Genomic DNA, 17,745 nt, shown 5'->3' on the forward strand with positions numbered 1-17,745 from the left:
GACTGGATGCCAATTCCACCGGAAAAATACTCGTCAACGATGCGTTGCTTGAACTGCTCGTTGTACTTCGTCATGAAAAACACCCCAAAGGTTGGACGGGTGTCCAACTTTTGGGGTGCAATTCACAAGCGGTCCTTTTTCCATGAAGCGGCGTCCGAAAAACGCGCGCCTGTTACGGCAACGAAATCGTCAAATTAGCCGATTCCGGCCCAACCTTGATGACTTGCGAATAAGGCGCCAACGCCTGCAGCGTCTTGTCCTTGAGATAAGTATTGAGCCCGAGATACCCGAGCAGCGCCACGAGCGCGAACACGGCCCCGATCGCCCAGACCGGCACCTCGCGCTTGAGTCGATGCGCGATCTGGTCGGGCAGCGGCCAATGCGGCGCGAACGGCGCGCGTTTGCCCTTCATGTGCGCGATCTCGTCGCCGAGCCGCGCGGTGAGATAAGCCAGCTTCTCCGGCCCTTCGAGCAGATACTTGCCCTGGAACCCGAGCAGCAGGCACATATGGAACACCTCGAGCGACTGCAGCCGCGCCGCGCCCTGCGCGCGACATTCCTCGAGATACTGGAAGAATTTCTCGCCGGCGAGCTGTTCGCCGAACAGCACGAGCTGCAGCGGCCGGCGCTCCCAATCCGCGCGGATCTTGAACTGCGACGACAGCACCATTTCGTCGATCGCCGCGCAGAACGCGAACTTCGCGCCGTACACGTCCTCGGCGGCGATATTCAGCTTCTTCGCGCCGCGTTCGAAATCGGACAGGAATTCCTGGATCCGCGTGCTGAACTCGCTGGCGCTGTCCGGCTCCCGCCCGTTCTTGAGCAGGAACAGCATGAAGAACCCGTCGTACAGCAAATCGAGCAGCGAGCGGGCCTGGAACGCGGAATCCGTCGACGCCGGGCTGTGCAGGGGCGGCGGCACGTTGTCGCCGAACAGGGAAGGCGCGTAGCTCATGATGTGACCGCGATCAGTTCGAATTTCAGGTCATTGATGCCAGTCGGCGCGTAGATCATCGCGGACTGGGCCTGCAGCATGCGCTCGTACAGCGGGCTGCGCGAATCGAGCGCGAAGTAGCACGCGCCGGGGCGCACCGGAATCGCGGGCGGCACCTGCGGCGTGTATGACAGCCGCACGCCGGGCATCGCCGACAGCACGAGCTTGTCGACGTCGTCGGGCGCACCGACCTTGAAGCGGGCCGGCACCGCATCGACGAGCTCGACGCTCGGCATGTCCGCGGACACCGCCAGATAGAACTCGGTCTTGTCGTCGATCTTGCCGGAATCGAGGCGGCCGAGATGGAACGACGGGCGCACCTCGTCGAGCGTGATCGCGAAATAGCGCGTCGAGATCACGGTGTCGAGCAGTTCGCGCAGCATCAGGTCGAGACGCGCGAAGCTCGGGCCCGGATCGTCGTGGCGGTACACGGGCAGGTCGGCGAGCGTGTAGCCCTTCGAGAACGTCATCAGCTGGCCCGCGAGGCGCAGCAGTTCCTGGAACAGCCGCTCCGGATGCAGCGCCGCGTGCTGGTGCAGGTGCGCGAGCGTCGCAAACGCGGCGTTGGCGGTGTGCAGCAGCCAGAACGATGCGATGTCGCCCGAGCGGAACTCGATGATGTTCTTCGACGGCTCGCGGTGGAAGCCGTACAGCGCGTTCACCTTCGCCTGCAGCGCGTCGACGAGCTGGCGCAGCCGCTGGTGCAGGATCGGCGACGCCTCGATCGCGAGGCACGGCGGCACGAAGCTGTCGTCGATCTCGAAGCCGGACGTCGCGGTGCGGCGCACGCGCACGAGCGGCACCGACAGCAACTGGTCGCGCGGCTCGCTGTGCGCGATCAGCTTGACCTGCGTCTTCAGGAACGTGATGTCGGCTTCGGCGGCGTCGGTGAAATTGTCGGCGACGCTCGTCTGCTCGCTGACGAACCGCGTCATGAAGCCGGCGGCCGGATCGTCGCTGTAGTTGGTGCCGTTCTCGCGCAGCGGATGCAGCGCGAGATAGAACACGAATTCGTTGATGCCGTCGGGCAACGTATCCAGCGCGATCGGCGGCGGCAGGTCGTCGGCCTGCGGCGCGGCATACAGCGCGCCGTCCGGAAACACGAGCGCGAGGTCGGCTACCCGCAGCACGTTGCTGCCGAGCGCGTCGCGGTCGATGCGCACCGAGCGCACGCCCCAGTTGTACGGCTGGATCGCCTGGATGGACTCGAACAGGCGCGCCTCGTGGTACGCGTCCTGCCGCTGAAAGTGTTGAGGCCGGAGGAACAGCCCTTCCCCCCACAGCACCTTGGCCGAATAACTCATGTCAAATCCGGTTAATGTGGCGTTGCGATGTAATCGATTTGTTCGTGCCCGAATTAAATCGCCAATTGTTAACTCTTGTTAATTGACGTTCGTGCGTCATGTTTAACCGCAGGACACCGAAGACAGCATATTCAGCGGCTGCGAAGGCGCACCCTGTTGCGGTGCGATGACCGTGCCGCCGGTGACCGTCATCGCGCAGTTATGCAGGCCGATGATTATGCCGGATTTCTCCGACTTCGCCGGATCGAACGTCAGTTTCCATCGTTGCAGCGCGGGATCGCGGAACAGCGCGACGATACCGAATGCCTGCGCTTCGCGCGACACCTTCTCGGTCGCCGTATAGCGCTGGCCCGGAATCAGCGTGATTTCGCGCACGTTCAGCAGGTCGGCGCCGAGTGCGGCTTTTTCCTTGGTCGGATCGGTAAATGCGTCGAACGGCGCTTGCTGGAACGAGGTCGGGTCTTTCAGCGCATAGAGCCGGACGACGAGCGCGAGCGGCTTGTTGTCGGTCGCGGCGTTCAGGTTCGGCGCGGCGGCCAGCGTCAGCCCGATGTTGCGCGGCGGCTTCTGCGCATCGGGCACCTCGGGCTTGCCGATGCCGGCCGCGGACATCACGGCGCTCGCGGCCGAGCCGAGCAGCGGGGCGGCCGCGCATCCGGCCAGAAGGGCGCAGGCGACCAGCGGCAGCGCGTAGCGAATCATGGACGATCTCATCGTGTTTCCGGCGTGCCGCCTTTATCCCTGTCAAAACTGCCGGGTATTACCACGTTCGCTGCGGGTCCCCGACACTGCACCGTTCAACTATTAAGCACGCTCGCGTCAAGGCGAGCGCTCGGAAATTTTTTCCGCCGCTGGGGCGGCGCGTCGTGCGACCAGTAAAACTTGCGCTTCCCGGCCCGACGAAAAACCGCCGCGAGCCCGCCGCGAGCGGCCATTCGAGGGGGTAGCGCCCGGTTTTAAAAGGAATTACTCTTCACACGACGATTGAATTATGAAAAATTGATCGGTACTATACCCGCGCGCTTCTTGCAAAGCAAAAGAACCAGATTCTCAACGATTTAAAACTCACGCGCCGGTGGATATAACGATGAAAGACCGTCTGTTCGCAAAACTGTCTGGGGTAGTGGTGGCTTGCGGCGTGATCGCCGGCTGTGCGAGCCAGCCTCCCGCGCCGCCGACTGCGGAAGTGTTCAACAAGTCGCTGGCCGATGCGGACGCCGTCGCGAAGGCGGGGGACCAGGACAAGGCGCTCGGCCTGTACCAGCAGCTCGCGAAGTCGGATCCGACGCGCGAGGAGCCGTGGTCGCGCATCGCCCAAATCCAGTTCGCGCAAAACCATTACGGCCAGGCGATCGTCGCCGCGCAGGAAGCGCTGCAGCGCGACGCGACCGATCGCCAGGCGAAGAGCGTGCTGGCCGTCGCCGGCCTGCGGATCGCGACGCAGTCGCTCGGCGAGCTGCGTCAGGATGCGTCGCTCGCGGGCGACGCGAAGTCCGACGCGCAGGCGCTCGCGAAGCAGCTGCGCGACACGCTCGGCGAGTCGGCGCTGTTCCCGCCGGAGCAGCGGGCGCAGTCGAAGAAGTACAGCGGCCGCCGTACGGTGCATCGTGCGAAGGCCGGAGCCGCACCGGCCGCGGACACGGCCGCGAGCGCCGCCCCGACTCCGACGCCCCCCGCGGCGCAAAAGGGCAGCGCGGATCCGTTCGGCGCACTGCGCAACTGAAACCGCAACTGACGCGATAACCACAACTAACCTGGGAGCCGTCGAGATGGCCAAGAAAGAAAGCATTCAGAAAAGCTTGCAGAAAATACGGCCGCCGCGCGTCCAGCTGACCTACGAGGTCGAGAAGGGCGATGCGATCGAGGTGAAGGAACTGCCGTTCGTCGTCGGGGTCGTCGGCGATCTGGCGGGCCAATCCGAAATCGAGCAGCCGAAGCTGCGCGACCGCAAGTTCGTCAATATCGACCGCGACAATTTCGACGACGTGATGAAGGCGATCGAGCCGCGCGCCGCGTTCCAGGTGGAAAACCGCCTGAGCCCGGAGGGCGGTAAGTTCGCGGTCGACCTGAAGTTCCGCTCGCTGTCGGATTTCAGCCCGGACGAAGTCGTCGAACAGGTCGAGCCGCTGCGCCGCCTGCTCGAGGCGCGCTCGAAGCTCGCCGACCTGCGCAACAAGCTCGCCGGCAACGACAAGCTCGAGGATCTGCTGTCCGAGGTGCTGAAGAACACGCAGCAGCTGCAGGAGCTCGCGAAGGGCACCGGCAGCGACAAAGACGGCGAATGACGACGGAGTGTTGAGATGAACCAGCAAACGGCTGCGGCCCAAGCGAGCGGCGCGGAATACGCCGCCGGGACTTCGCTGCTCGACGACATCGTCGAGAAGAGCAAGGTCGCGAAATCCGATTCCGAGCATGCGCGTGCGAAGGACCTGATCGGCGAACTCGTGCACCAGGTGCTCGACGGCACGGTGATCGTGTCGGACAACCTGTCGGCCACGATCGACGCGCGCGTCGCGGAACTCGACCGCCTGATTTCCACGCAGCTTTCCGCCGTGATGCACGCGCCGGAATTCCAGCGCCTCGAAAGCACGTGGCGCGGGCTGGACTATCTGGTCAAGGAAAGCAACACGGGCCAGACGATCAAGATCAAGGCGCTGCACGCGCCGAAGCGCGACCTCGTGCGCGACTTCAAGGGCGCGAGCGAGTTCGACCAGAGCGCGCTGTTCAAGAAGGTCTACGAAGAGGAATTCGGCACGTTCGGCGGCTCGCCGTTCGGTGCGCTGATCGGCGATTACGAGATCTCGCGCCAGCCGGAAGACATGTACTTCATCGAGCAGATGTCGCACGTCGCGGCGGCTGCGCATGCGCCGTTCATCGCGTCGGCGTCGCCGGAGCTGCTCGGCCTCGAGTCGTTCTCCGATCTCGGCAAGCCGCGCGACCTCGGCAAGGTGTTCGACACGGTCGAGTACGCGAAGTGGAAGTCGTTCCGCGACGCCGAGGATTCGCGCTACGTCGGCCTGACGCTGCCGCGCTTTCTCGGCCGGCTGCCGTTCAATCCGAAGGACGGCCAGACCGCGGAGAATTTCAACTTCGTCGAGGACGTCGACGGCACCGATCACGACAAGTACCTGTGGTGCAACGCGGCGTGGGCCTTCGCGGCCCGCCTGACGGCCGCGTTCGACGACTTCGGCTGGTGCGCGGCGATACGCGGCGTCGAAGGCGGCGGCCTCGTCGAGGATCTGCCGACCCACACGTTCAAGACCGACGACGGTGAAGTCGCGCTGAAGTGCCCGACCGAAATCGCGATCACCGATCGCCGCGAGAAGGAGCTGAGCGACCTCGGCTTCATCCCGCTCGTCCATTGCAAGAACTCAGATTACGCCGCGTTCTTCGCCGCGCAGTCGGTGCAAAAGCCGAAAAAGTACAGCACCGACAGCGCGAATGCGAACGCCGTCCTGTCCGCCCAGCTTCAGTACATCTTCTCGGTATCGCGCGTCGCGCATTACCTGAAGGCGATGATGCGGGACAAGATCGGCAGCTTCGCATCGGCGCAGAACGTGGAGACTTTCCTCAACCGGTGGATTTCGCAGTACGTCCTGCTCGACGACAACGCCTCGCAGGAACAGAAAGCGCAATTTCCGCTGCGCGAGGCATCCATACAAGTGTCGGAGATTCCGGGCAAGCCGGGCTCGTATCGTTCGGTCGCGTTCCTGCGCCCGCACTTTCAGCTCGACGAACTCTCGATTTCTCTGCGACTTGTCGCTGATCTGCCCAAACCGGCAAATTCATAAGCGAGTAAATCGCCCGGGCGGGCCGCCTGGGTAGGACGTTAAAACCACCTCTTTGGGGAGTCGAAGGGCCATGTTACATATGCACTTGCAGTTTGGTAGTCCCGCGGTGAAGGGCGAGTCCGCGGACAAGGACCACCAGGGCTGGATCGAACTGAAATCGTGGGATCACTCGATCGTTCAGCCGCGTTCGGCAACCGCATCGACCGCTGGCGGTCACACGATGACGCGTTGCGAGCACGGCGACATGATCTTCACGAAGGAAATCGATTCGTCGAGCCCGCTGCTGTACCAGCACGCTTCGGGCGGTACCACGTTCGACGAAGTGACGGTCCATTTCTCGCGCGCGGACGGTGAAGGCAAGCGCGTGCAGTATCTGGAAGTCAAGCTCAAGTACGTGATCATCTCGAGCATCGCCCCGAGCGTTCGCGAGGAAGGTCTGCCGATCGAGACGTTCTCGCTGAAGTACGCAGCCGTGCAGTGGAAGCAAACCCAGCAGAAGATCGGCGGCAACCAGGGCGGCAACACGCAGGGCGCCTGGAGCCTGACGAAGAACGACAAGACCTACGCGGTCTAAGGTCGGTTGCGGCAACGGGGCGCTCGCGTCCCGTTGCCGTTTTCGCTGTCAACACCGGCCGATGAAACGATTCGAACCCAGTTTTCTCGACAAGCTGTTCGACGACGAACCGCATCTGCCGGCCTCGGCCGCGATGCGGCAATTGTCGCTGGACGAGCTCAAGACCACGGTCGCCCGCGACGTCGAGGCGATCCTCAACACCCGTATCGCGCACACCGAGAACGAGCTGGCCGCGCTGCCGGAATGCCAGAAATCGGTGCTGACCTACGGGCTGAACGATTTCGCGGGGCTGAGCCTCGCGAGCCACTACGATCGCGCGTTCATCTGCAAGTCGATCCAGCAGGCGATCGCGCGCCACGAGCCGCGCCTGCAGCAGGTGCAGGTGACGTTCGAGCTGAACGAGCAGGCCACCAACGCGCTCTATTTCGCGATCCAGGCGTTGCTCGTGGTGCACCCGGCCGAGGAGCCGGTGAATTTCGACGCGATGCTGCAACCGTCGACGCTGCAGTATTCGGTCACGCGCGCACGCGCGGCACGCATGCAGTAAATCAAGCCGCCGAGCGGGCCGGACCGCCCGGTGGTGAATCAGGTCCGGCAGGAAATATTGAGGTTCGGGGTCGTCGATGGAAGAATTGCTGCCGTATTACGAACGCGAATTATCGTTTTTGCGGCGCTATTCGCGAGATTTCGCCGAACGCTATCCGAAGATCGCCGCGCGCCTCGCGCTGTCCGGCGAGCATTGCGAGGATCCGCACGTCGAGCGGATGATCGAGTCGTTCGCGCTGCTCGGCGCGCGCATCAACAAGAAGCTCGACGACGACTACCCGGAATTCACCGAAGCGCTGCTGGAAGTGCTGTATCCGCACTACCTGCGGCCGTTTCCGTCGTGCTCGATCGCGCAGTTCACGCCGGCTTCGCCCGGCCAGCAGACCGAACCGGTCGTGATCGATCGCGGCACCGAGTTGAAGAGCCGCCCGATCCGCGGCGTGCAATGCCGGTTCCGCACCGCCTACGACGTGACGCTCGCGCCGATCCGCATCTCGGAGGCGCGCTACACGCCGGTCGCGCTCGCGCCGAGCGCGACGGTGCTGCCGTCGAATGCGACGGGCGTGATCTCGATCACGTTCGAATCGCTCGCCGCGCAGCTCGATCTCGGCGCGCTGAAGCTGCCGACGCTGCGCGCGCACCTGCACGGCGAGCAGTCGTTCGTCGCCGCGCTGACCGACTGCCTGTTCATCAACGTGCTCGGTGCGTATGTCGAGCCCGAGCGCAACGGCCGCTGGACCGCGCTGCGCAAGCTGCCGATCGCGCAGGCCGGCTTCGCCGAGGACGACGCGCTGATCGACTATCCGGCGAAGTCGCATCCCGCGTACCGTCTGCTCACCGAGTACTTCGCGTTCCCCGACAAGTTCGATTTCGTCGATTTCGACCTCGCGGCGATCGCACGCGCGTCGGGCCGTTGCCAGCGCGCGACGCTGCATCTCGTGCTGCAGGACGTGCGCGGCGATTCGCACGTCGCGCGCCTGCTCGAGCTGCTGACGGCGAGCCATTTCCGGCTGTTCTGCACGCCGATCGTCAACCTGTTCCGCCAGCACGGCGAGCCGATTCGCATCACGCACCGCGCGGTGTCGTATCCGGTGATCGCCGAGGCGCGGCGCGCGTTCGCATACGAGGTGTATTCGATCGACTCGGTGAAGCTCGTCCGGCAACAGGCGCACGAGGAATCGGTGATCGAGTTCCGGCCGTTCTATTCGCTGCATCACGGCGAAGCGGCGCGCATCGGCCACTACTGGTTCGCGCGCCGCAACGACTGGGTCGCGCAGAAGAGCCCCGGCTACGAAACCGAGATCTCGATCGTCGACATCGACTTCGAGCCGACGTCGCCGCAGACCGACACGCTGAGCCTCGACCTCACCTGCACGAACCGCGACCTGCCTTCGATGCTCGCGTTCGGCCTCGAAGGCGGCGATCTGTTCCAGGAGGGCGGCGCGCAGACGAGCGGCATCTCGCTGCTGCGCCGGCCGACACAGAGCGTGCGCTTCGAGCGCGGCCGCGCCGCGCACTGGCGGCTCGTGTCGCATCTCGCGCTCAACCACGTGTCGCTCGTCGCGCACGGCCTCGCGCCGCTGAAGGAAATGCTGACGCTGTACGACCTGCGGCGCACGGCCGTGTCGATGCGCCAGATCGACGGCCTGGCCGGCGTCGAACAGCGCGGCGCGGTGCAGTGGCTGCCCGGCAAGCCGTTCGCGACCTTCGTGCGCGGCATCGAGATCCGGCTGACGATCGACGAGGAGCACTTCGTCGGCGCGAGCCTCGCGTCGTTCGTGCGCGTGCTCGACAGCTTCTTCGGGCTGTACGTCCACCTCAACAGTTTCGTTCAATTGGTCGTCGTGTCGAAGCGCACCGGCGAGGAGATCATCCGATGCAAGCCCCGAACCGGCGAATCGATCCTGGCGTAGTCGACGCGCTGCTCGACGAGCCGCACCGCTTCGAGTTCTTCCAGGCGGTGCGCGTGCTCGAAGGGCTGTTCGCGCGGCAGGCGTCGGATGCCCCCGGCGCGTGGCGGCAGGGCGACGTGGTCGCGCAGCGCATCGAATTCCGCAACACGCTGTCGCTCGGCTTCCCGCCGAGCGAGATCGAAGGCGCGCGCTCGTTCGACGACGGCGGCGCGCCGCTGAACTCGAGCGAGCAGCGCGGCGCCGCGCTGGCCGCCGGCGAGCTCGGCCGCGTCGAGCTGACGCCCGCGTTCTTCGGGCTGCTCGGCGGGCAGGGCGCGCTGCCGCTGCACTACACCGAGCAGATCGTCGCGCGCGAGCATCTGCGGCGCGACCACGCGGCGCGCGCGTTCTTCGACGTGTTCTCGAATCGCGCGACCGCGCTGTTCTACGCGGCATGGAAGAAATACCGGCTGCCGTTCCATTACGAACTCGACCGCGACGAGCGCTACCTGCCGCTGTTGCTTGCGATCGCGGGCGTGCCGAGCGACGAGGTGCGCGACAGCCTCGCGGCCGGCCCGGGCGGCGTGCTCGACGAGGCCGTGGCCGGCTACGCGCTCGCCGCGCGGCACCGGCCGATGTCGGCCGCCTACCTGCAGCGCACGCTGTCCGACTACTTCCGCGTGCCGGTGAAGATCGACCAGTTCGTCGGCAAGTGGTACGACGTGCCGCCCGATCAGCTGAGCGTGCTCGGCGAAGTCAACGCGGTGCTCGGCGCGACGGCGCTCGTCGGCGAGCGCGTGTGGCAGCGCGACATGCGCGCGCGGATCGTCGTCGGCCCGCTGTCCAAGCGCGACTACGAGGCGTTCCTGCCCGGCGGCGCGCACGCCGTCGCGCTCGAGCGGATGCTGACGCTGCTCGCCGGCGTCACGCTCGAGTACGAGGTGAAGCTCGTGCTGAAACGCACGGAGGTCGGCGCGAGCATGCTCGGCGCGGGCTCGCGGCTCGGCTGGGACGCGTTCCTGTGCACGCGCGACGCGGCCGAGGACCGGTCCGATGCCCGCTACGAACTGCACGTGATTCACTGATCCCGAACGACAACAAACACGCAAACGAACCTGAGACCGACGCCATGAGCACGCCTCTGAAGACCCTGATCACGAAACTGAACCCGCTGTGCCGGCACGCGACCGAGCGCGCGGCGAGCGCGTGCCTGGCGCGCGGCCACTACGAGGTCGATCTGGAGCACCTGTTCCTCGCGCTGCTCGACGAGGCGACGGGCGACCTGCCGCTCGCGCTGCGCGCGAGCCGCGTCGATCCGCACGCACTGCACGCCGATCTCGAACGCGAACTCACGCGCCTGAAGACGGGCAACACGCGCACGCCGGTGTTCTCCGTCCATCTGATCGCGCTGTTCGAGCAGGCATGGCTGATCGCGTCGCTCGATTCGCAGCTCGGCCGCATCCGCTCGGGGCACCTGCTGCTCGCGCTGCTGACCGCGCCGGATCTCGCGCAGTTCGCGCAACGGATGTCGTCGCGGTTCGCGGAAATGAACGTGACGGACCTGAAGCACAAGTTCGACGAAATCATGGCCGGCTCGAGCGAAGCCGAGCCGCGCCAGGCGGACGACGACGACAGCGACGTCGCACCGGCCGCCGACGGCATGGCGCCCGCGGCCGGCCCGTCGAAGACGCCCGCGCTCGACACGTACACGACCAACCTCACGCAGCGCGCGCGCGACGGCAAGATCGATCCGGTGATCGGCCGCGAAGCGGAGATTCGCCAGGCGATCGACATCCTGATGCGCCGCCGCCAGAACAACCCGATCATGACCGGCGAGGCCGGCGTCGGCAAAACGGCGGTCGTCGAAGGGCTCGCGCTGCGCATCGCGGCCGACGACGTGCCGCCGCCGTTGCGCGGCGTCGCGCTGCACGTGCTCGACATGGGGCTGCTGCAGGCCGGCGCGAGCGTGAAGGGCGAGTTCGAGAACCGGCTGAAGAGCGTGATCGACGAGGTGAAGAAGAGCGCGCACCCGATCATCCTGTTCATCGACGAGGCGCACACGATCATCGGCGCGGGCGGCCAGGCCGGCCAGAACGATGCCGCGAACCTGCTGAAGCCGGCGCTCGCGCGCGGCGAGCTGCGCACGATCGCCGCGACGACGTGGAGCGAATACAAGAAGTACTTCGAGAAGGATGCGGCGCTCGCGCGGCGCTTCCAGGTGGTGAAGGTCGAGGAGCCGAGCGAGCCGCTCGCGGCCGCGATGCTGCGCGGGATGTCGGGCCTGATGGAGAAGCATTTCAACGTGCGGATCCTCGACGATGCGATCACCGAGGCCGTGCGCCTGTCGCACCGCTACATCAGCGGCCGCCAATTGCCGGACAAGGCGATCAGCGTGCTCGACACCGCATGCGCGAAGGTCGCGCTCGCGCACAGCGCGACGCCGGCCGCGATCGACGACACGAAGAAGCGCATCGAGCGCATCGATGCGGAAATCGCGTCGCTGGCGCGCGAGGCGGCGGGCGGCGCGGCGCACGACGAGCGGCTCGGCGAGCTGCGCGCCGCGCGCGACACGGCGCTCGAACAACTGGCGAAGGATGAAGAACGCTACGAAGCCGAGCGCGTGATCGTCGCCGAGATCACCGAGCTGCGCGACACGCTCGACAAGGCGCGCGGCCCGTCGGAAGACGGCGAACCCGTCGATGTGCACGCCACGCGCGAGAAGCTGGCCGAACGCGTCGCCGCGCTGCACGCGCTGCAGGGCGGCGAGCCGATGGTGCCGCTGCAAGTGGACGGCCATGTCGTCGCCGAGATCGTCGCCGCGTGGACGGGCATCCCGCTCGGCCGGATGGTGAAGGACGAGATCGACACCGTGCTGAACCTGCAGCCGCTGCTCGCCGCGCGCGTGATCGGGCAGGACCATGCATTGGAGGCGATCGCGCAGCGCGTGCGCACCGCGACCGCGAACCTCGAGGATCCGAACAAGCCGCGCGGCGTGTTCATGTTCGTCGGGCCGTCGGGCGTCGGCAAGACCGAGACGGCGCTGGCGCTGGCAGACATCCTGTACGGCGGCGAGCGCAAGATGGTCACGATCAACATGAGCGAGTACCAGGAAGCGCACAGCGTGTCGGGCCTGAAGGGCTCGCCGCCGGGCTACGTCGGTTACGGCGAGGGCGGCGTGCTGACCGAGGCCGTGCGCCGCAACCCGTATTCCGTCGTGCTGCTCGACGAGGTCGAGAAGGCGCACCCCGACGTGCTCGAGATGTTCTTCCAGGTGTTCGACAAGGGCACGATGGACGACGCGGAAGGGCGCGAGATCGACTTCCGCAACACGCTGATCATCCTGACGTCGAACGTCGGCTCGGCCGCGGTGATGCAGGCGTGCCTGAACAAGCCGGCCGAGGAGCTGCCCGATCCGGACGCGCTCGCCGAGACGCTGCGTCCGCAGCTGTACAAGACCTTCAAGCCGGCGTTCCTCGGCCGGATGAAGGTCGTGCCGTACTATCCGATCTCCGACGACGTGCTGGCCGAGATCATCGAGCTGAAGCTCGAACGCATCCGGCGCCGGATCGACGCGAACCACAAGGCCGCGTTCGAATGGGACGAGTCGCTCGTCGACGCGGTGCTCGCGCGCTGCACCGAGGTCGATTCGGGCGCCCGCAACGTCGACCACATCCTGAACGGCACGCTGCTGCCGGAGATCGCGGGCCACGTGCTCGGCCGGATCGCCGACGGCGCGGCCATCGCGCGCATCGCGGTGCGCGCGGACGAGGCCGGCGAATTCGCGTACACCGTCGAATGAGCGCGGCCGCGCCCAGTCAAGCATTGATGAACTGACCGAACCATGCCGATCAATCTCCCCGAGCTGCTGACGCCGATCAGCGATGCGTCGCCCAGCGGCGACGACCTGCTGTTTTCGAACGAATTCGACGCGATCCAGGACGCGCGGCGCTACGACGACCCGACGCTCGACCAGGGCGAATGGGTGACCGAGATCAAGGAGGCCGACTGGGGCTTCGTCGTCGACCATGCGGGCGAACTGCTGCGCACGCGCACGAAGGACCTGCGGCTCGCCGTGTGGCTGACCGAGGCGCTCGCGCTCGAGGACGGCATCACGGGCCTCACCGAAGGCTATGTGCTGCTCGAGGGCCTGTGCCGCGACTTCTGGGACACCTTCCACCCGCTGCCCGAGGACGACGACATCGAGCACCGGCTCGGCAACGTCGCGTGGCTGTCCGGCCGCACGGCCGAGCTGCTGCGCGCGGTGCCGCTGACGGACGGCGCGTCGAACGCGTTCAGCACGCTCGACTGGGAAGTCGCGCAGCACGTCGCGCAGGCGATCAGGCGCGACCCCGAACACGCGGACGACATCGCGCGCGGCAAACCGTCGATCGAGCAGATCGATGCGTCGCGGCGCGTGACGTCGATCGCGTTCTACACGGCGCTGCTGGCGAACCTGAAGGCGTTCGAATTCGCGCTCGATGCATTCGAGGAGCGGCTCGTCGAGCGCGCGGGCGATTCGGCGCCGAGCTTCCGGCAGGCGCGCGATGCGTTCGAGACCGTGTACCGGCTCGCCGAGCGCTTCGCGCGCGAACAGGGTTATACGGGCAGCGCGCCGCACACGCAGGCGGCGCCGCAGGCGCAGCCCGAACGCATCGAGCCGGTGTTCGGCCAGCCGATCCAGACCGAGGAGACTCACGTGCAGCAGCAGACCGCTTCGCGTCCTCCGGTGACGCAGACGATCGCCGGCATCCAGAACCGCGCGCAGGCCGTCGACCAGTTGCGTGCGGTGGCGCGCTATTTCCGTCAGACCGAGCCGCACAGCCCGGTCGCTTATCTCGCAGACAAGGCGGCCGAATGGGCCGACATGCCGCTGCACAAGTGGCTCGAGAGCGTCGTGAAGGACGACGGCTCACTGTCGCATATTCGCGAGCTGCTGGGGGTGCGGCCCGACGAGCAGTCGTGAAGGACCGTTGTTTGACCTGAGAGCGCGGGCCCGACGGGCTCGTGATGAACGAGAAGAAGGGTGACGCATGAACGTGACCGAACTGGCACAGGCGATTCGTGGCGGCCTGATCCAGCAGGATCGGCTGCTGAAGACGGACATCCCGTCGCTGCCGAACAATGCGCTCGTGCCGCGTCGCGCCGTAACCCGTTCGGCGCTCGGCCGTGATTTCAGCGTAACGCTCGATCTGGTGTCCACCGCGAGCGACGTTGAGCTCAAGACGCTGATCGCGCAGCCGATGACGCTGTGGATCCGGCAGGCGGACATGTCGTATCTGCCGATCAACGGCTATATCCACACGGCGCGGCGGCTCGGCGCCGACGGCAGCCTGTCGAGCTACCAGCTGAGCTTCGCGTCGTGGATGCACTTCCTCAAGTTCCGCAGCGATATGCGGTACTGGCAGGACCAGCCGGTCGACGCGATTCTCGCCGACGTGTTCGACATGCATCCGCAGGCCAGGGGGCGATACCAGTTCGCGTTGTCGAAACCGTTGCCGTCCCGTTCGTACTGCCGCCAGAGCGAAACCGACTGGAACTTCGTGCATCGGCTGATGGAGGACGAAGGGCTGTTTGGCTTCTGGCGGCACAGTGAAGACGGGAAGGCGCACACGTTCGTCATCACCGACGATCTGCATACGGTCGACGCGCTGTCGCCGAATACCGTCAGGTTCGATCGTTCGGGCAGCGGCACCGAGACTGCCGGTTTCACGCAATGGACCGCGTCGCGGACGTTGCAAAGCACACTGCACACGACGCGCACGTTCGACTACAAGTCGCCGTCGGCGGCGGGCAATCCGAACGGCACGTCGCTGCCGACGAAGGCTGATCAGGGCGACCTGCCGGGTCAGGCGGAAATCTACGAATACACCGGCGCGTACACGTATTCGGGCCAGGACCGCGGCGAACATCTGTCGAAGATCCGCCTCGAGGAATGGGAATCACGTGCGAAGCGTTTCTTCGGCGTGGGCGGCGTGCGTTCGATTGACGCCGGCCGGCGTTTCACCCTCGTCGATCATCCCGAGCACGATCGCGATGCGGCGAGCGACCGCGAGTTCGCGGCCATCGGCGTCACGCGTTACATCGAGAACAATCTGCCGGTCTCGGATCACGAAGCGAGCTTCCCTCATAGCTTGCAGGCCGAACTGGCCCAGGTGAAGGCTGGTCGCGGGGAAGTGGCGGCGTTCGAGGTCGGGCATGACGACGGCTCGGCCGGTTTCTATCTCGTCGAGGTCGAGGCGCAACGCGCGAGCGTGCCGTATCGGAGCCCGTTCGAGCATCGGAAGCCCGAGATGCAACTCGAGACGGCGATCGTCGTGGGCCCGAAGGGCGAAGAGGTCTATACGGATGAACTGAACCGGATCAAGGTCATGTTCGTGTGGGACCGGCAGAGCGAAGGCCGAGAGACGGCATCGTGCTGGATGCGCGTCGTGCAGTCGGATACCGGTGGCGGTTACGGCGGTGTGCATATTCCACGCGTCGGCGAGGAAGTGCTGATCGGCTATATCGGTGGCGACTGCGACCGGCCGATCGTCATGCATCGTGTCTACAACGGTGTTGCCAAGCCGCAATGGCATAGCGACGGGATCCTGTCGGGCTTCCGGTCGAAGGAATATGCGGGATCGGGGCACAACGAGATGGTGCTCGACGACGCGACCGGGCAGAACCGCGCCCGCCTGTTCAGCAGCAGCGGGAATTCGCTGCTTCATCTCGGCTATCTGATCGAGCAAAACGGGAATACGCGCGGTGCGTATCTTGGCTCCGGTTTCGATCTGCGCACGGATGCGTACGGGGCGATGCGTGCCGGGCAAGGCCTGTACGTGACGACGCATCCGAAGCGGGCGAACAGCCAGCCGCTGGACGTGAGCGAAGCGAAGCAGCAGCTTGCCAATGCGGAAGGATTGATCGAGTCGATGTCGCAGGTCGGCGAAATGCATCAGGCAGAGAGTCTCGGCGCGGGGCACGACGCGCTGAAGCAATTTACTGACGCGACACAGAGTAGCGTGGCGGGCGCGACGGCCGGCGGCGGCAGGACCGCAGGCGGCGGGACGGGCAACGCGAATGCGTTCAAGGAGCCGGTGATGCTGTTCGCGAGCCCGGCGGGGATCGGGGTGGCGTCGCAGCAGTCGGTGCATGTGGCCAGCGACCGGCAGACCAATATCGTCAGTGGGCAGAGCACGTTCATCACCAGCGGGAAATCGCTGATCGCCGGCATCCGGGATCGCATCAGCCTGTTCGCGCAGAATGCCGGGATGAAGCTGCTCGCCGGGAAGGGCAAGGTCGAAGTCCAGGCGCACATGGACAACGTCGAACTCACGGCGCAGAAGACCGTGAAGGTGATGGCGGCGACAGAGGCTGTCGACGTGGCTGCGAAGCAGGAGATATTGCTGACGTCGGGGGGCGCCTATATCCGCATCAAGGGCGGCAGCATCGAGATTCACGCACCGGGGAAAGTCGATTTCAAGGGCGCGCAGCACCAGTTCGCCGGGCCGACGAGCATGCAGTATCCGTTGCCCGCGATGCCGGGCGGCACGTGCAAGCAATGTGTGCTCAACGCGCACAGCGGTCGTGAGTCGATGGTCGAGGCGGATTGATGGACGAAGTCAACGATACGGGCGACCGGAACGAATCGGTCGGCGCGAGCGAAGCGGCTGACGCAGAACCGAATCCACGCGAGCTGGAGTGGCCGGCGTTTCTCGAGACGCTGAAGGCTTCGGTCGCGCGTACGGACGACGCTGGGAGTGCGATGCGGCTTTACGTACTCGTCGATACGCGCGGTTATCAGGAGTTGGATGTGCAGCTCGCGGCAGTGCCCCGCCTGCGCTATGCGTCGCTCTGGGCGGATACCGGGCTCGACGCTTATACGGATATCGCGCCGTACCTGATCGCGTTCGATCGCGACGCGATCAACGACGAGAACGCCGAGCAGCATCGGCTGCTGCGCCAGCTGTGGTTGGAGGCGGTCGACCTGCATGCGGTGACGTGGCTGTGGTCGACGTGGTCGTTCGATGCGCTCGATCAGCATTTGCGCCAGTACGTGCAGTACAGGCTGCCCAACGGCCGTGCATACTACCTCTTCTTTTTCGACAACCATGTACTGGGGCGACTTCGACAGGTGTGGCGCGATACGCAGGCGCAGCGGTTCGTCGCGCCGTTCGGCGAGATCCGGTATCGCGACAGGCGGCTTGGCGAAGTCGTGTGGCGCAATGACATGCAGGCGAATGAAGGTGCGGTACCGGTGGGTGATGCGCCGGGTCTCAACGAGCAGCAGCATGCGCAACTGATCGAGCTCGGGTATCCGGACAAGCTCGTGCTGAAGTTCCGCGAGACGATGGGGGCGATGGTCGATCACATGTCCGATGCGGAACTGCATGATCGAGTAGTCGAGCAACTCGATCGTGCTGCCGCGCACGGGATTGCCGAAGAAGCGGAATTGCAGTGCTACGTGATGACGGGCGTGCTGGTTTCGCCGCGGTTCGATGAGCATCCGGTCGTGAAGTCGTGTCTCGAGGCCGCTTCGCGCGGAGAAACGAGCGTGGATGCGGCACTGGCCTCGATCGACGATGCGACGTGGGACGCGATTCGCGATGCGCACGAGCGGGGATTGCTGGAGGCGCGTAGTGACGTGGCGTAGGTTCGGGCTCGT

At 65.6% G+C, this 17,745-nt stretch carries 14 protein-coding genes; 11 read left to right on the forward strand and 3 right to left on the reverse strand.

Annotated features, from left to right (window positions below; translation table 11 throughout):
* Window positions 1–172: 172 nt before the first annotated feature.
* The 3 genes from icmH to tssJ all read right to left on the reverse strand — a co-directional run bounded on the left by icmH (window position 173) and on the right by tssJ (window position 3,012).
* Window positions 173–955: a type IVB secretion system protein IcmH/DotU gene (icmH, locus tag LGN10_RS31720; RefSeq protein WP_059577187.1), complete on the reverse strand. Its 783-nt coding sequence runs from the start codon at window positions 953–955 to the stop codon at window positions 173–175.
* Complete coding sequence (tssK, locus tag LGN10_RS31725; RefSeq protein WP_059577185.1) at window positions 952–2,298, reverse strand: type VI secretion system baseplate subunit TssK; 1,347 nt, start codon at window positions 2,296–2,298, stop codon at window positions 952–954. The genes icmH and tssK overlap by 4 nt, the downstream gene beginning before the upstream one ends.
* 102 nt (window positions 2,299–2,400) lie before the next feature.
* Window positions 2,401–3,012 carry a type VI secretion system lipoprotein TssJ gene (gene tssJ, locus LGN10_RS31730; RefSeq protein ID WP_059577183.1) on the reverse strand — a complete coding sequence of 204 codons (612 nt, stop codon included), beginning with the start codon at window positions 3,010–3,012 and terminating at the stop codon, window positions 2,401–2,403.
* A 373-nt stretch (window positions 3,013–3,385) separates the two neighbouring features.
* Here tssJ and LGN10_RS31735 point away from each other — a divergent pair, with 373 nt between their 5' ends.
* The 11 genes from LGN10_RS31735 (at window position 3,386) to LGN10_RS31785 (ending at window position 17,733) form a co-directional block, all read left to right on the forward strand.
* Window positions 3,386–4,021 carry a tetratricopeptide repeat protein gene (locus tag LGN10_RS31735; RefSeq protein ID WP_060965501.1) on the forward strand — a complete coding sequence of 212 codons (636 nt, stop codon included), beginning with the start codon at window positions 3,386–3,388 and terminating at the stop codon, window positions 4,019–4,021.
* Between the two features lie 46 nt (window positions 4,022–4,067).
* Entirely contained in the window at window positions 4,068–4,583 is a 516-nt protein-coding gene (gene tssB, locus LGN10_RS31740) for a type VI secretion system contractile sheath small subunit (protein WP_027783377.1), read from the forward strand.
* A 15-nt stretch (window positions 4,584–4,598) separates the two neighbouring features.
* Entirely contained in the window at window positions 4,599–6,089 is a 1,491-nt protein-coding gene (gene tssC / locus LGN10_RS31745; RefSeq protein WP_006484397.1) for a type VI secretion system contractile sheath large subunit, read from the forward strand.
* Window positions 6,090–6,159: 70 nt separating this feature from the next.
* A complete protein-coding gene (locus tag LGN10_RS31750; protein WP_059449787.1) occupies window positions 6,160–6,663 on the forward strand; it encodes an Hcp family type VI secretion system effector in 504 nt (167 codons plus the stop codon).
* 61 nt (window positions 6,664–6,724) lie between these two features.
* Window positions 6,725–7,210 (forward strand): type VI secretion system baseplate subunit TssE, encoded by a 486-nt coding sequence (gene tssE / locus LGN10_RS31755; protein WP_034183677.1) that lies wholly within the window; start codon window positions 6,725–6,727, stop codon window positions 7,208–7,210.
* Between the two features lie 76 nt (window positions 7,211–7,286).
* Entirely contained in the window at window positions 7,287–9,122 is a 1,836-nt protein-coding gene (tssF, locus tag LGN10_RS31760; RefSeq protein WP_059577179.1) for a type VI secretion system baseplate subunit TssF, read from the forward strand.
* Window positions 9,086–10,186: a type VI secretion system baseplate subunit TssG gene (gene tssG / locus LGN10_RS31765; protein WP_226226108.1), complete on the forward strand. Its 1,101-nt coding sequence runs from the start codon at window positions 9,086–9,088 to the stop codon at window positions 10,184–10,186. The genes tssF and tssG overlap by 37 nt, the downstream gene beginning before the upstream one ends.
* Before the next feature lie 44 nt (window positions 10,187–10,230).
* Window positions 10,231–12,900 (forward strand): type VI secretion system ATPase TssH, encoded by a 2,670-nt coding sequence (gene tssH / locus LGN10_RS31770; protein WP_059577174.1) that lies wholly within the window; start codon window positions 10,231–10,233, stop codon window positions 12,898–12,900.
* Between the two features lie 42 nt (window positions 12,901–12,942).
* The gene (gene tssA / locus LGN10_RS31775; RefSeq protein ID WP_226226109.1) at window positions 12,943–14,064 is read left to right on the forward strand and encodes a type VI secretion system protein TssA; all 1,122 of its coding nucleotides are present in this window, start codon (window positions 12,943–12,945) and stop codon (window positions 14,062–14,064) included.
* A 67-nt stretch (window positions 14,065–14,131) separates the two neighbouring features.
* The gene (locus LGN10_RS31780; RefSeq protein ID WP_226226110.1) at window positions 14,132–16,693 is read left to right on the forward strand and encodes a type VI secretion system Vgr family protein; all 2,562 of its coding nucleotides are present in this window, start codon (window positions 14,132–14,134) and stop codon (window positions 16,691–16,693) included.
* A complete protein-coding gene (locus LGN10_RS31785) occupies window positions 16,693–17,733 on the forward strand; it encodes a DUF4123 domain-containing protein (protein WP_226226111.1) in 1,041 nt (346 codons plus the stop codon). Before LGN10_RS31780 ends, LGN10_RS31785 begins: the two co-directional genes overlap by 1 nt.
* Window positions 17,734–17,745: the final 12 nt, after the last annotated feature.

It is taken from the genome of Burkholderia sp. AU32262 (assembly GCF_020419985.1).
In the GTDB taxonomy this organism is placed as follows: Bacteria; Pseudomonadota; Gammaproteobacteria; order Burkholderiales; family Burkholderiaceae; genus Burkholderia; species Burkholderia semiarida.

What these genes read in the sequence shown, in the direction of transcription:
- LGN10_RS31735 (WP_060965501.1), top strand. Translation starts at nt 3,386, where the DNA reads ATGAAAGACCGTCTGTTCGCAAAACTGTCTGGGGTAGTGGTGGCTTGC.
- tssA (WP_226226109.1), top strand. Translation starts at nt 12,943, where the DNA reads ATGCCGATCAATCTCCCCGAGCTGCTGACGCCGATCAGCGATGCGTCG.
- LGN10_RS31785 (WP_226226111.1), top strand. Translation starts at nt 16,693, where the DNA reads ATGGACGAAGTCAACGATACGGGCGACCGGAACGAATCGGTCGGCGCG.
- tssG (WP_226226108.1), top strand. Translation starts at nt 9,086, where the DNA reads ATGCAAGCCCCGAACCGGCGAATCGATCCTGGCGTAGTCGACGCGCTG.
- tssB (WP_027783377.1), top strand. Translation starts at nt 4,068, where the DNA reads ATGGCCAAGAAAGAAAGCATTCAGAAAAGCTTGCAGAAAATACGGCCG.
- tssJ (WP_059577183.1), bottom strand. Translation starts at nt 3,012, where the DNA reads ATGAGATCGTCCATGATTCGCTACGCGCTGCCGCTGGTCGCCTGCGCC.
- tssE (WP_034183677.1), top strand. Translation starts at nt 6,725, where the DNA reads ATGAAACGATTCGAACCCAGTTTTCTCGACAAGCTGTTCGACGACGAA.
- tssK (WP_059577185.1), bottom strand. Translation starts at nt 2,298, where the DNA reads ATGAGTTATTCGGCCAAGGTGCTGTGGGGGGAAGGGCTGTTCCTCCGG.
- tssF (WP_059577179.1), top strand. Translation starts at nt 7,287, where the DNA reads ATGGAAGAATTGCTGCCGTATTACGAACGCGAATTATCGTTTTTGCGG.
- tssC (WP_006484397.1), top strand. Translation starts at nt 4,599, where the DNA reads ATGAACCAGCAAACGGCTGCGGCCCAAGCGAGCGGCGCGGAATACGCC.
- LGN10_RS31780 (WP_226226110.1), top strand. Translation starts at nt 14,132, where the DNA reads ATGAACGTGACCGAACTGGCACAGGCGATTCGTGGCGGCCTGATCCAG.
- tssH (WP_059577174.1), top strand. Translation starts at nt 10,231, where the DNA reads ATGAGCACGCCTCTGAAGACCCTGATCACGAAACTGAACCCGCTGTGC.
- LGN10_RS31750 (WP_059449787.1), top strand. Translation starts at nt 6,160, where the DNA reads ATGTTACATATGCACTTGCAGTTTGGTAGTCCCGCGGTGAAGGGCGAG.
- icmH (WP_059577187.1), bottom strand. Translation starts at nt 955, where the DNA reads ATGAGCTACGCGCCTTCCCTGTTCGGCGACAACGTGCCGCCGCCCCTG.